The sequence below is a fragment of the Pseudoxanthomonas mexicana genome (genome assembly GCF_010093385.1).
In the GTDB taxonomy this organism is placed as follows: domain Bacteria; phylum Pseudomonadota; class Gammaproteobacteria; order Xanthomonadales; family Xanthomonadaceae; genus Pseudoxanthomonas_A; species Pseudoxanthomonas_A mexicana.
On sequence record NZ_PDWV01000002.1, the window covers coordinates 143,051 to 154,967 of the forward strand.

The following is an 11,917-nucleotide window of genomic DNA, read 5'->3' on the forward strand; positions in this document are numbered from 1 at the left end:
TGAGGCGTCATTCTAACGGCAGCCACTCGCGACCGATTCCACCACCGTCGGTCGGGCTTCGAAAATAAAATGAAAAAAGTGTTGCGCATCGCAAACAAGCGGCGTATCGTGCGCGCCCGTCGGCCACGTGGCCGTTTTTTCAGCAACCGAGTTCTTCCCATGAAGCCCGCCTATTCCTTCGACAGCAAGCCCGCCCTGCAGTCCTCGCGCTGCGGCCTGGCGCTGCGTGCGAACGGCAGTGACCTGCGCGGTACCGAACGCGCACGGCACCTGGACTTCTGACATCCGGCTGACTCCCTGGGAGATCGGCCACCCCGATCTCCCGAGGAACGCGAACGCCCTCGGGTCGCCATACCCGGGGGCGTTTTGTTTTCAGCGTTCGCGGAGGATGCGCATGCATCGAGGTTCGCTTCTTTCCACCACGGAAGTTCCTTTCCGCCCTGGGGCATCCGGGTAGCGCGCGTGCGCGCCCCGAGGCAGGGGCGCGGCTGCGACTGGCGCATGTGCGCTGCGTCGTGATGCCCCGACGCGGGCTGCACGTGGAGAGAACACCCACAAGGGCGCGTCGCGCCCGAACGGATTGCCGGTTGACGACAGCCGGCAATGCGGAGCATCGATCGAACACGCAACAGCGGTACGGGTTTGTGTCCCGTCCGGTGCGCGCGGCGCTGCCGTGGCGTATGCCGAAGCGTGGGAGACGGTGTTCCTCGAGGGCGTTAGCTCGAGTTGGATAGAGCAGCGGGCGCCAGCCCGAAGTCGCCGGTTCGATTCCGGCACGCCACCACTGGATAGCTCAGATGGTTAGAGCATCGGACGGTTAATCCGAGTGTCGCGGGTTCGACTCCCGCTCCAACGCCCGCAAGGGCACATGACCTTTCACGTCATGACACCGGGACGCAAGTCCCACCCAGGAAACGCCCCGTGTGGCGTGTCGTCTTTCCGCGATGGAATGCGGGACGACGGCGCAACGCAGCGGGGACGGTGCCGGCACCGCGCCCTCGACGTGGAAGCGCGCAGCGTTCGACGCAGTCCACGGACCGCGCCGTCGCTGCGATGCCTCCGCCGACAGCGCCGGTCGCCCGCATCGCCTCCGTCCAGGGGCGTTTCCACCTTCTTCCGCCGATCGCCCATCGCGATGGGCACCTTTCGTCGCGGGATTCGATCCACCGCGGCGATCCGTTGAATCCGGATCGAACCACCAGAGCCAACAAGGAGAACAACGCCATGTTCTGGACCAAGAGGGTCGTGATCGGTGACGGCGAGCGCGGCCTGGTGTATCGCAACCGTCGGTTCGAGCAGCTGCTCGCGCCCGGCGTGTACCGCTGGCTCGACCCGATGGGTCGGATCGAGGTACGCACCTTCAACATCGCCGCGCCGGAATACGCCGGCCACGACGTCGACGCGCTGATCGCGCGCCTCGGCGAGCGCCTGGGCGAGACCTTCGTCCTCGCCGACATCGGCGTGGACGAGGTGGGCCTGGTGCTGAAGAACGGCAAGCTGGAAGACGTGCTGCCGCCCGGCACGCGGCACCTGTACTGGATCGGCCTGGTAAAGGTCGAGGTGCAGGCGGTGTCGCTCGCCACGCCGGACGTGGAGGTCGCCGTTGCGCGGCGCCTGCGCCAGCTGGGCGTGTTGTCGAAGCTGGCCGTGGTGGCCGATGTGCCGGCGGAATTCGCCGGTCTGGTGTTCATCGACGGCAAGCTCGAGCGCACGCTCGCCACGGGCAGCTACGCCTTCTGGAATTTCCAGAAGAACGTGGTGGTGGACATCGTCGACCTGCGCGTGCAGGCGATCGAGGTCTCGGGCCAGGAGCTCCTGACCCGCGACAAGGTCAGCCTGCGCGTGAACCTGGCCGCCAGCACCCGCGTCACCGACGTGGTGGCGGCGCGCACCAAGGTCGCGAAGGTCGGCGACTTCGTCTACCGCGAGCTGCAGTACGGCCTGCGCAAGGCGGTCTCCGCCAAGACGCTGGACGAGCTGCTGGGCGACAAGGCTTCGCTGGACGCCGACATCTTCGCCTACGTGCGCGGCCAGATGGCCGGGCTCGGCGTCGAGGTGCTGGGCGTGGGCGTGAAGGACGTGATCCTGCCGGGCGAGATGAAGGAGATCCTCAACGGTGTGGTGCAGGCGGAGAAGACGGCGCAAGCCAACGTGATCCGCCGCCGCGAGGAGGCGAACGCCACGCGTTCCCTGCTCAACACCGCGAAGCTGATCGACGAGTCGCCGGTGCTGATGCGCCTGAAGGAGCTCGAGGCCCTGGAGAAGGTCACCGAGAAGATCGACAAGCTCACCGTGTTCGGCGGCCTGGATGGCGTGCTGAAGCAGCTGGTGACATTGAAGTAGTACGGCCCGCGCGGTGGACGGACTCGCCGCGACGGGCTTTCTGTAGGAGCGCCCCATGGGCGCGATGCTTTTCAGGGAAGAAGCGAAAGCAGGAGCATCGCGCCCATGGGGCGCTCCTACAAAGATTAGGACAAGGACATCACATGAACACACAAACACACTTCGAACTACTGCACGCCGAGGGCAGCACCACCCCGATCAAGGGCTGGGTGCGCGGCGTGCCCCTGGACCAGGGCGCCCACGAGCAGCTGCGGAACATCGCGGCGATCCCCTTCGTCGGCCCGTGGGTCGCGGTGATGCCCGACGTGCACCTAGGCAAGGGCGCGACCGTGGGCTCGGTCATCCCGACGCACGGCGCCGTCATTCCGGCGGCGGTCGGCGTGGACATCGGCTGCGGCATGGCCGCGGTGCGGACCACGCTGCGCGCGAAGGATCTGCCGGACAACCTGGCGCAACTGCGTTCGAGCATCGAACGCAGCGTGCCGGTCGGCAACGGGCGCGGCGGGGAGCACTGGAAGCTGCCGGACAGCATCCGCACGCGCATCACCCAGTCGGGACTGGAGCCACGCCTGGAGGCGATCAAGCAGAAGCACCGCAAGATCCGTACCGACAAGCTGGATCGCCAGATCGGCACGCTGGGCGGCGGCAACCACTTCATCGAGATCTGCCTGGACGAGGCCGATGCGGTATGGGTGATGCTGCACAGCGGTTCGCGCGGAACCGGCAACCTGATCGGCAACTACTTCATCGAGCGGGCGCGCGAACAACTGGCTCACCGTGTGCTGGGCTTCCACCTGCCGGACAAGGACCTCGCGTTCTTCATGGAAGGCGAGCCCTTGTTCGACGATTACGTGGAAGCGGTCTCGTGGGCACAGGACTACGCCCGCGAGAACCGCGAGGCGATGATGTCGCGCGTACTGGCGGAGATGCACCACCGCCTGCCGAAGTTCCAGCTGGAGAAGATGGCGGTGAACTGCCACCACAACTACGTGCAGAAGGAAACGCACGGCGGCGTGGACCTGCTGGTGACCCGCAAGGGCGCGGTGAGCGCGCGCGCAGGCGAGCTGGGGATCATCCCCGGCAGCATGGGCGCGAAGAGCTTCATCGTGCGCGGCAAGGGCAACGCGGACAGCTTCCACAGCTGCAGCCACGGGGCCGGCCGCGTGCTGAGCCGTACCGCGGCGCGCCAGCAGATCACCCTGTCGCAGCACCGCGAGGCGACGGCGCACGTCGAATGCCGCAAGGACGCCGGCGTGATCGACGAATCACCGGCGGCGTACAAGGACATCGACGCGGTGATGGCGGCGCAGAGCGACCTGGTGGAGGTCGTCCACACGCTGCGCCAGGTGGTGTGCATCAAGGGGTGAGCTTCGGCTCGCCCCTTTTTTGCTTTTTTTGTGGGAGCGACGTAAGTCGCGATGGGTTAACGGCGGCGCTCCATCGCGACTTACGTCGCTCCCACACCAGCCAGATGCTTCAGCCCTGCAACTCGCGCAGCGTCACCGACGGCGGCGCATCCAGCACCTTGCGCGTGGCGAACAGCCCCGCGCCCAACGCAGCCAGCATGCCCAGCCCGCCGCCGATGGCGGCCAGCTGCCAGTTGGCCTTCCACGGCAGGTCGAACACCTGGGTGGCGACCACGCCGGACAAGACCGAGGCTGCGATGGCGGCGACCAACCCTGCCAACAGCCCGATGGCGGCGAACTCCGAGGCCTGCGCAAGGCGCAGCTGGCGGCGGCTGCCGCCGAGCACGCGCATCACGCCGCCTTCCAGCAGCCGTTCGTCCTGGCTGGCGCTCACTGCGGCCATCAGCACCAGCAGACCGGCCGCCAGCGAGAACCAGAACACCACCTGCACCACCTGCGAGACCTGCTCGGCCGTGCTGCGTACCTGCTTGAGCACCGCCTCCACGTCGATCACCGACAGGTTGGGGAACCGGTTGACCAGTTCGCGGGTGAAGGCGGCGTCGCCAGACGGTACGCTGACGGCGGTGATGTAGCTGGCGGAATATCCATCGAGCGCGCCCGGCGAGGCGACGACGAAGAAGTTGGGGCGGAAGCTCTCCCAGTCCACGCTGCGCAGGCTGGTGATGCGGCCCTCGAACCGCTGGCCGGCGATGTCGAACGCAACGCGGTCGCCGAGCTTCCAGCCCAGATCCCCGGCGAACCCCTCTTCCACCGACAGCTCCGGCGACGACGGGACGCGTCCGGCCCAGAACTCGCCAGCGGTGACCTTGTTGTCGTCGCGCAGGGTCGCGGCCATCGACAGGTTGAACTCGCGGTCCGCGCGACGTTGCGTGCGTTCGTCGGCTTCTTCGTAGTCGGCGCCACGGCTCGGCTTGCCGTTCAGTTCGACCAGGCGGCCGCGGATCCTCGGATACAGGTCCACCGCCGACAGGCCGCGCGCCTGCATGAAGGTCTTCACCGGATCGACCTGGTCCGGCTGCACGTTGATGATGAAGCGGTTGGGCGCATTGGCTGACAACGCGAGCTGCCAGCGATCGAGCAGGTCGGTGCGCACGAAGGTCAGCAGCAACAGCGCCATCAGACCGAGGCCGAGCGCGGATACCTGCGCGATCGACGTGCCCGCGCGGCGACTGACGTTGGCCAGCCCGTAGCGCAGGCTGCCGCGCAGCCGCGAGCGCAGGCGGCGCACCAGCAGGATCAGCAGCCACGCCAGCAGGGCCAGCACGGCGAGCGTGCCGACGATGCCGACCAGCATCGCGGTGCCGAGCGTGGGCGAACCCGCCTTCCACCACAGCAGCGCGCCCAGGCCGACGAAGCCGGTCAGCGCGACCAGCCATGCGCTGGGTTCGGTCCGGTCCAGGTCACGACGCAGCACGCGCAGGGCGGGCACCCGGCGCAGCGCCAGCACCGGCGGCGCACCGAAAGCGAGCAGCACGATCATGCCCACGCCATAGCCCTGCAGCGCCGGCATGAAGCCCGCCGGGGGAATGTCGATCTGAAGCGACTGCTGCAGCCAGCGGCCGATACCCCATTGCAGGCCGAACGCGATGAGAACGCCGACCGTGCAGGCGGCCAATCCCAGCAGCACCAGTTCGCCGACGTGGATGCCCACCAGCGTGCGCTGCTGCGCACCCAGGCAGCGCATGACGGCGGTACCGGACAGATGGCGCTCGCTGTGACGCCGTGCGGCCATCGCCACGGCGACGGCGGCGAGCACGACGGACACCAGCGCCGCCAGGCCGAGGAAGCGACTGGCGCGATCCAGCGCGGAGCGCACTTCCGGCCGCGCATCCTGGATGGTTTCCATGCGCTGACCGCGCGCGAGTTGCGGCTTGACCGCCGCGGTGAAGGTTTCGACCGCGGCCGCATCGCCGGCCACGACCAGGCGGTAGCGCAGGCGGCTGCCTTCCTGCACCAATCCGGTGGATGGCAGGTCGGCGAGGTTGAGGAAGACCTTTGGCGCGACATTGAAGTAGTCGAGGGCCGCATCCGGTTCCTGCGTCACCAGCGCGGTCAGCGTCAACGTGCGCGTGCCGATGCCGATGGCGTCACCCGGCTTCGCGCCCAGCGTCTCCGCGCCCGCCTGGCTGATCCACAGCGTGCCCGGCGCGGGGATGCCACGGGCATCTCGCTCGGCCGCACCCGCGCGATCGACGATGCGGAAGCTGCCGCGCAGCGGAAACCCTTCGCCCAGCGCGCGCAGGTCGCCCAGCGACAGCGACTCGCCGGCGCGGATCATGCTCTGCAGCTCCTGCGTTTCGGTCACGCGCAGGCTCGGTGCCGCGGCCAGCGCACGCAGCGCCTCGGTAGGCGGCGCATCGCCGCGCACCACCACGTCGCCGCCCAGCAGGCGGTTCGCCTCGATCGCCAGCGCGCGCTCGGCGCGATCGGTGACGAAACCCACCGAGGTCACCGCCACTACCGCCAGCACCAGCGCAGCGAACAGGATGCGGATGTCGCCCGCGGCCAGGTCGCGCCGCAACTGGCGCCAGGCCAGCGCCAGCGTCCTCATGCGGCCCCACCCTGCAGGCGTCCGGCATCCAGCCGGAGCAGGCGCTGGCAGCGTGCCGCCAGGTGGTCGTCGTGCGTCACCAGCACCAGCGTGGTGCCGGCATCGGCGTTCAGCGCGAACAGCAGCTCGATGATCGCCTGCCCGGTGTGGGTGTCGAGATTGCCGGTGGGCTCGTCCGCGAACAGCAGCGACGGCCGGGTGACGAACGCACGGGCCAGTGCCACGCGCTGCTGTTCGCCACCGGACAGCTGGCGCGGGTAATGGGCCAGGCGCTCGCCCAGGCCCACCTTCTGCAGGATCTGCCGCGCCGGCCCTTCCACGTCGGCATCGCCGCGCAATTCCAGCGGCAGCATGACGTTCTCCAGCGCCGTCAGCGAGGGCAGCAGCTGGAAGCTCTGGAAGACGAAGCCGACCTTCTCGCCGCGCACGCGTGCCCGGCCGTCCTCGTCCATGGCGGAGATGCGCTCGCCGTCGAGCGTCACCGAACCCGTGCTGGGCACGTCCAGCCCGGCCAGCAGGGACAGCAGGGTGCTCTTGCCCGACCCCGATGCCCCGACGATCGCCACGGTATCGCCATGGCCGATGCGGAAGCCCACCTCCTCGAGTATCGTCAGTTCGCCGCCGGGCAGCGTCACGTGCTTGCCCAGCCCCTGCACGTCGAGGACGGCGCGGGCGGAGGCGTGGGCTTCAGTGTGCAGTCTGCTGGCGTCGGCCATGATCGTCTCGTCGGTCATTTCGTGGATCATCGGGAGCACGGTTCGCATGTTTCGTTATTCAGGCAGGTATGGGGCCGGGCGCGCACGCATGCAATGGGCGTCGGGCCTGGTCGTGCTTCTGTTCGTCGCATTATTCGCACGTCCCGTCGTGGCGCAGACCGCACAGGCCGCACCCGCAAAGGCCGCCCGCACCCTTCTGGTGATGGGCGATTCGCTGTCGGCCGCCTATGGCCTGTCACCCGCACAGGGCTGGGTGGCCCTGACCGCTGACCGTATCGGCAAGACCCGGCCGGGATGGCGGGTGGTCAACGCCAGCATCAGCGGCGAGACGACCGCCGGCGGCGCGGCGCGCATCGAGGCGGAACTGCAACGCCACAAGCCCGCCGTCGTGGTCATCGCGCTGGGGGCGAACGATGGGTTGCGCGGCCTGCCGCTGGCGCAGACGCGCGCCAATCTGGAAAAGATGATCAAGGCCGCGCAGGCACGCAAGGCGAAGGTGCTGCTGGTGGGCATGCGCATGCCGCCCAACTACGGACCGGACTACACGCGCGGGTTCGAGCAGAACTACAGCGTGCTGGCGAAGCAGTACGACACCGCCCTGCTGCCGTTCCTGCTGGAACCCATCGCGCTGGATCGCAACGCCTACCAGGCCGACAACCTGCACCCGGTCGCGAGCGCGCAACCCAAGCTCCGGGACCATGTCTGGAAGACCCTGGAGCCCCTGCTGCGCTGAGGCCGGGCGTCCTACCTACAGCCGTGTAGGACTTTTCCTACGCGGATCCGGGACTTCCGCCGAATGTGATAACTGGCACATTCGCGCACAGTCTGCACGCCGGTTCCCTGCCCGGCGTGTTGACCGGAGTCCGTCATGCCCCGCCTGCTGTTCACCATCGCCGCCAACGACAAAGGCTGGCAACTCTACGAAGGCCAGTACGGCCGCAACTGGTTCGACAACCTGGGCGATGCGCGCGAAAGCGCCAAGCTGCTCGCCGCCACCCTGCACCAGCACCATGGCATCCCGACCGCGGTGGTCGTGGAAATGCCCAGCAACGAGTCCGTCCTGCTGGCCCGCCACGGCTGATCCTCTTACGCCGCCATCCCCGACAGCTGTCGCAGTGCCTGTTCGAACACGTCCGCAGGCTGGCCGCCCTGTATCAGGTGGCGGTCGTTGAAGATCACTGCCGGCACCGCGCGGATGCCCTGCTGCTGGTAGAAGCGTTCGCGCTCGCGGACCTCCGCGGCGAAACGGCCCGTAGCCAGGACCTGGCGGGCCTCGGCCGCATCCAGTCCCGTCGCTTCGACGATCGCGACCAGCGTGTCGTGGTCGGACACGTTGCGTCCTTCGCCGTGATACGCCTGCAGCAGGGCCCGCTTGAGCCCGAGCTGCGGTGCGGCGCCGCGTTCGCCCGCCCAGTGCAGCAGGCGGTGCGCATCGAAGGTGTTGTAGATGCGGTCGCGCTTCTGCAGGTCGAAGCGGAACCCGAGTACCTCGCCACGCTGACGCAGCGCCTCGCCGTTCTGGGCCAGCTGTTCCGCACTCAGGCCGTATTTCTTCCCGAGATGTTCGGCGATCGACTCGCCCTGCGGGCCCATGTCGGGATTGAGCTCGAACGGTTGGAAGCGCAACTCGACCTGCAGATCGTTGCCGATTTCCGCCATGGCGCGTTCCAGCGCGGCCAGGCCGATCGCACACCATGGGCAGGCGACATCGGAGACGAAATCGATCTTCACGGGTTCACTCACAAGCAGCACTCCAGCACTCGTATCAGCAGAACCACAGGATGGCGCCATCGCCGCGCGCAGCGGCGTTACGGTAGAAGTCGACCAGGCCGCGGTAGTTATCCACGATGTAGTCCAACGCATCGTCACCATCGCGGACACACATCTCGTGCAGATAGATGTTGGCCTGCGCCAGGCTCGTCGGATCGAAGCGGCGCCTGAAAGCCTCCTCGTCAATGAGGGCGGAAGAGACCTTCGATACCTGTTCGGGAGACAGAACGCGTGCAGGTCCGTTGCCAGTATCCTCTCCCACCTCTTCGTCGCCCACCACAGCCCATCCGAGCGGCGGCTCGGCGTCCTCGGCCTGGCCGGTCAGCATGAAATGGATGCAGTGCCACGATTTATCCAGATCGACGCAGTTCGGCGGCTCGCTTTCGCCATCGTCCGGGTAGAGGTAGCCCTCCACGAGGTCGGGATCCTCCTTGAGGCGATCGATCGTCGCCCGATCGATGCCTGCCAAGCACGCCACTATGCCCATGAGCGATATCCTTGTGTCCGAATGATGGAATAGCGACGCAAGACTGACACGGCGTCAGTCGCGCTTGTACACACGACCCTGCTTCATCACGAAGCCGACGTTCTCCAGCACGGCCACGTCCTGCAGCGGGTCGCCGTCCACGGCGATCAGGTCGGCGAAGTAGCCGGGTTTCAGCACGCCGACCTCCTTGTCGATGCCGAACAGCCGCGCATTGACCAGCGTGGCCGAGCGGATCGCCTGCAGCGGGGTCATGCCGAACTGCACCATGCGCGAGAACTGGCGCGCATTGAGGCCGTGCGGATACACGCCGCCATCGGTACCGAAGCCCATGATGGCGCCGGCTTGGTGGGCCTTGCGGAAGTTCTCGCGCTGGGTGGCGCCCACGCGGCGCTCCTTTTCCAGCGATTCGGGCAGGAACCCGGCCTTCTCGCCTTCGCCGAGGATGTACTCGGTGTTGTAGATGTCCATCACCAGCACGGTGCCGTTCTTCTTGGCCAGCGCGATGCCTTCGTCGTCGATGAAGCTGGCGTGCTCGATGGAGTCCACGCCGGCGAGCAATGCATTACGGATGCCGGTAGCGCCGTGCGCGTGCGAGGCGACCTTGCGCCCCAGCGTGTGCGCTTCGTCGACCAGCGCCTTCAGTTCCTCCAGCGAGTACTGCGGCGCACCGACCTCGGTGCCCTTGGACAGCACGCCGCCGGTGGAACAGGTCTTGATGAAATCGGCGCCGAACTTCACGTCCTGCCTCACCTTCTGCCGCACGGCCCAGGGACCGTCGGCCACGCCGTCGCCCACCGCCTTGTACTCGGCCGGCAGCAGGTTGTTGTCGCTGCAGTGGCCGCCGGTGATGCCGATGGCGACGCCGCCGGCGAGGATGCGCGGACCCTCAACCTCGCCGTTCGCGATGGCATCGCGCAGCGCCACGTCGGCGTAACCGGGCGAGCCCGGTACCCGAACCGTGGTGAAGCCGGCCAGCAGCGTGGTACGCGCATTCTTCGCGCCCTTGATCGCCGCCGCCGGCAGCGAGATCGCCAGGCGCCGGTAGCCCTGCAGGTCGGCGTCGCCGTGCAGGTGCACGTGGGCATCCATCAGGCCGGGCAGCACGGTTTTTCCCGACAGGTCGTGCACCGTCGCGCCGGCCGGCACGGGCGTGCTGGCGGCCGGACCGATGGCGGTGATGCGCGTGTCCTCGATCACGATGGCCTGGTCGGTCAGCATGCGCCCGGATTCGACATCGAGCAGGCGGCCGGCCTTGACGTAGGTGGTGGCAGCGAACGCAGGCGCGCAGGCGACGGACAGGACGGCGGCAAGGACACACAGGCGCATGGAGTATCCGGAAGTCGAATGAAGAGAAGGCGAATGTAGCAGGCCCACCCTGTAGGAGCGACGTAAGTCGCGACCGCGCACCTGGCCGTCCACGGAAAGCCGATGGTTTCTCATCAGGGCGCGCTGCTGCGCGTTCTTGTTTCTGTACGGGGTATTGGCGCGGTCGCGACTTACGTCGCTCCTACAAGGGGGGCCACCGTGCGGTGCACACAGACCGGCGTGGGATTGCGGTAGGCGAAGCCGGCCTGGTGCCAGTACGGGTACGGCTTCGGCCGCTGGCTGGCCTTGTCCAGCTTCGCCACCTGCTCCGGGGTGAGGTTCCAGCCGACCGCGCCGAGATTCTGCTTCAGCTGCTCTTCGTTGCGCGCCCCGATCACCACGGTGCTCACGGTCGGACGCTGCAGCAGCCAGTTCAGCGCGACCTGCGGGATGGACCTGCCGGTTTCCTGCGCGACCTCGTCCAGTGCATCGACCACGTCGTACAGGTACTCCAGGTCGACCTGCGGGCCGGCATCCTGGGCGGTCTGCGACTGCAGGCGGCTGTTCTCGGGCAGCGGCTGGCCGCGGCGGATCTTGCCGGTCAGGCGGCCCCAGCCCAGCGGGCTCCACACCACCGCGCCCACGCCCTGGTCGGCGGCCAGCGGCATCAGCTCCCATTCGTAGTCGCGACCGACCAGCGAGTAGTACGCTTGGTGCGCCACGTAGCGTGTCCAGCCATGCCGGTCGGCGGCGGCCAGCGACTTCATCAGATGCCAGCCGGAGAAGTTGGACACGCCGAGGTAGCGGATCTTGCCCGCCTTCACCAGCGTGTCGAGCGTGGACAGCACTTCTTCCACCGGCGGGCGCGCGTCGAAACCATGCAGCTGGAACAGGTCGATGTAGTCGGTGCCGAGCCGTTTGAGCGCCGCGTCGACGGCGTTGATGAGGTGGTGGCGGGAAGAGCCGACCTGGTTCTCGCCATCGCCGAAGCGGAAGGTGGCCTTGGTGGAAATGATCAGCGCATCGCGCGGCCTGCCCTTGATCGCTTCACCGAGGATCTCTTCGGCAGCGCCCTTGGAGTAGACGTCGGCGCTATCGAACATGGTCAGGCCGGCGTCGAGGCAGATGTCGACCAGGCGGCGCGCTTCGGCCACGTCGGTGCTGCCCCAGGCACTGAACAGCGCACCCTGGCCCCCGAAGGTACCGGTGCCGAAAGAGAGGACGGGCACGCGGAAGCCGGACGCGCCGAGGTAGCGGTATTCCATGGGGAGAGTTCCAGAAGCGGGGGAGTGCGCCATTGCACTCCCCCGTTCCGCGG

Annotated in this window: 11 protein-coding genes and 2 tRNA genes; 7 read left to right on the plus strand and 6 right to left on the minus strand. The window is 67.7% G+C overall.

Going from position 1 to position 11,917, the window contains the following annotated elements:
• The first annotated feature begins 159 nt into the window (after window positions 1–159).
• From CSC76_RS19220 to CSC76_RS01605, 5 genes are all read left to right on the plus strand, one after another.
• Entirely contained in the window at window positions 160–282 is a 123-nt protein-coding gene (locus tag CSC76_RS19220) for a hypothetical protein (RefSeq protein ID WP_274382079.1), read from the plus strand.
• 430 nt (window positions 283–712) lie between these two features.
• A tRNA-OTHER gene (locus CSC76_RS01590) sits at window positions 713–784 on the plus strand.
• 2 nt (window positions 785–786) lie between these two features.
• A tRNA-Asn gene (locus tag CSC76_RS01595) sits at window positions 787–852 on the plus strand.
• 372 nt (window positions 853–1,224) lie between these two features.
• On the plus strand, window positions 1,225–2,343 hold the full coding sequence (locus tag CSC76_RS01600) for a slipin family protein (RefSeq protein WP_162108301.1): 1,119 nt from the start codon (window positions 1,225–1,227) through the stop codon (window positions 2,341–2,343).
• Between the two features lie 143 nt (window positions 2,344–2,486).
• Window positions 2,487–3,710: an RtcB family protein gene (locus CSC76_RS01605; protein ID WP_162108302.1), complete on the plus strand. Its 1,224-nt coding sequence runs from the start codon at window positions 2,487–2,489 to the stop codon at window positions 3,708–3,710.
• Between the two features lie 109 nt (window positions 3,711–3,819).
• Here the strand turns inward: CSC76_RS01605 and CSC76_RS01610 are convergent, their stop codons facing one another.
• Window positions 3,820–6,321, minus strand: a complete 2,502-nt coding sequence (locus CSC76_RS01610) for an ABC transporter permease (RefSeq protein WP_162108303.1) — start codon at window positions 6,319–6,321, stop codon at window positions 3,820–3,822.
• Window positions 6,318–7,085: an ABC transporter ATP-binding protein gene (locus CSC76_RS01615; RefSeq protein WP_425500828.1), complete on the minus strand. Its 768-nt coding sequence runs from the start codon at window positions 7,083–7,085 to the stop codon at window positions 6,318–6,320. The genes CSC76_RS01610 and CSC76_RS01615 overlap by 4 nt, the downstream gene beginning before the upstream one ends.
• A gap of 40 nt (window positions 7,086–7,125) precedes the next feature.
• Between CSC76_RS01615 and CSC76_RS01620 the strand changes: the two genes are divergently transcribed.
• Entirely contained in the window at window positions 7,126–7,770 is a 645-nt protein-coding gene (locus CSC76_RS01620) for an arylesterase (protein WP_162108304.1), read from the plus strand.
• Window positions 7,771–7,905: 135 nt separating this feature from the next.
• Entirely contained in the window at window positions 7,906–8,118 is a 213-nt protein-coding gene (locus CSC76_RS01625) for a hypothetical protein (RefSeq protein WP_162108305.1), read from the plus strand.
• A gap of 5 nt (window positions 8,119–8,123) precedes the next feature.
• Here the strand turns inward: CSC76_RS01625 and CSC76_RS01630 are convergent, their stop codons facing one another.
• The 4 genes from CSC76_RS01630 to CSC76_RS01645 all read right to left on the minus strand — a co-directional run bounded on the left by CSC76_RS01630 (window position 8,124) and on the right by CSC76_RS01645 (window position 11,864).
• Entirely contained in the window at window positions 8,124–8,780 is a 657-nt protein-coding gene (locus tag CSC76_RS01630) for a DsbA family oxidoreductase (protein ID WP_162108306.1), read from the minus strand.
• 22 nt (window positions 8,781–8,802) lie between these two features.
• A complete protein-coding gene (locus CSC76_RS01635; RefSeq protein ID WP_162108307.1) occupies window positions 8,803–9,294 on the minus strand; it encodes a YfbM family protein in 492 nt (163 codons plus the stop codon).
• Between the two features lie 54 nt (window positions 9,295–9,348).
• Window positions 9,349–10,620 carry a Xaa-Pro dipeptidase gene (locus tag CSC76_RS01640; protein WP_162108308.1) on the minus strand — a complete coding sequence of 424 codons (1,272 nt, stop codon included), beginning with the start codon at window positions 10,618–10,620 and terminating at the stop codon, window positions 9,349–9,351.
• A 170-nt stretch (window positions 10,621–10,790) separates the two neighbouring features.
• Window positions 10,791–11,864, minus strand: a complete 1,074-nt coding sequence (locus CSC76_RS01645) for an aldo/keto reductase (protein WP_162108309.1) — start codon at window positions 11,862–11,864, stop codon at window positions 10,791–10,793.
• Between the last annotated feature and the right edge of the window lie 53 nt (window positions 11,865–11,917).

Coding starts and splice junctions, on each gene's coding strand:
- CSC76_RS01610 (WP_162108303.1), bottom strand. CDS start 6,321: ATGAGGACGCTGGCGCTGGCCTGGCGCCAGTTGCGGCGCGACCTGGCC.
- CSC76_RS01625 (WP_162108305.1), top strand. CDS start 7,906: ATGCCCCGCCTGCTGTTCACCATCGCCGCCAACGACAAAGGCTGGCAA.
- CSC76_RS01645 (WP_162108309.1), bottom strand. CDS start 11,864: ATGGAATACCGCTACCTCGGCGCGTCCGGCTTCCGCGTGCCCGTCCTC.
- CSC76_RS01635 (WP_162108307.1), bottom strand. CDS start 9,294: ATGGGCATAGTGGCGTGCTTGGCAGGCATCGATCGGGCGACGATCGAT.
- CSC76_RS01600 (WP_162108301.1), top strand. CDS start 1,225: ATGTTCTGGACCAAGAGGGTCGTGATCGGTGACGGCGAGCGCGGCCTG.
- CSC76_RS01605 (WP_162108302.1), top strand. CDS start 2,487: ATGAACACACAAACACACTTCGAACTACTGCACGCCGAGGGCAGCACC.
- CSC76_RS19220 (WP_274382079.1), top strand. CDS start 160: ATGAAGCCCGCCTATTCCTTCGACAGCAAGCCCGCCCTGCAGTCCTCG.
- CSC76_RS01640 (WP_162108308.1), bottom strand. CDS start 10,620: ATGCGCCTGTGTGTCCTTGCCGCCGTCCTGTCCGTCGCCTGCGCGCCT.
- CSC76_RS01620 (WP_162108304.1), top strand. CDS start 7,126: ATGCAATGGGCGTCGGGCCTGGTCGTGCTTCTGTTCGTCGCATTATTC.
- CSC76_RS01615 (WP_425500828.1), bottom strand. CDS start 7,085: ATGCGAACCGTGCTCCCGATGATCCACGAAATGACCGACGAGACGATC.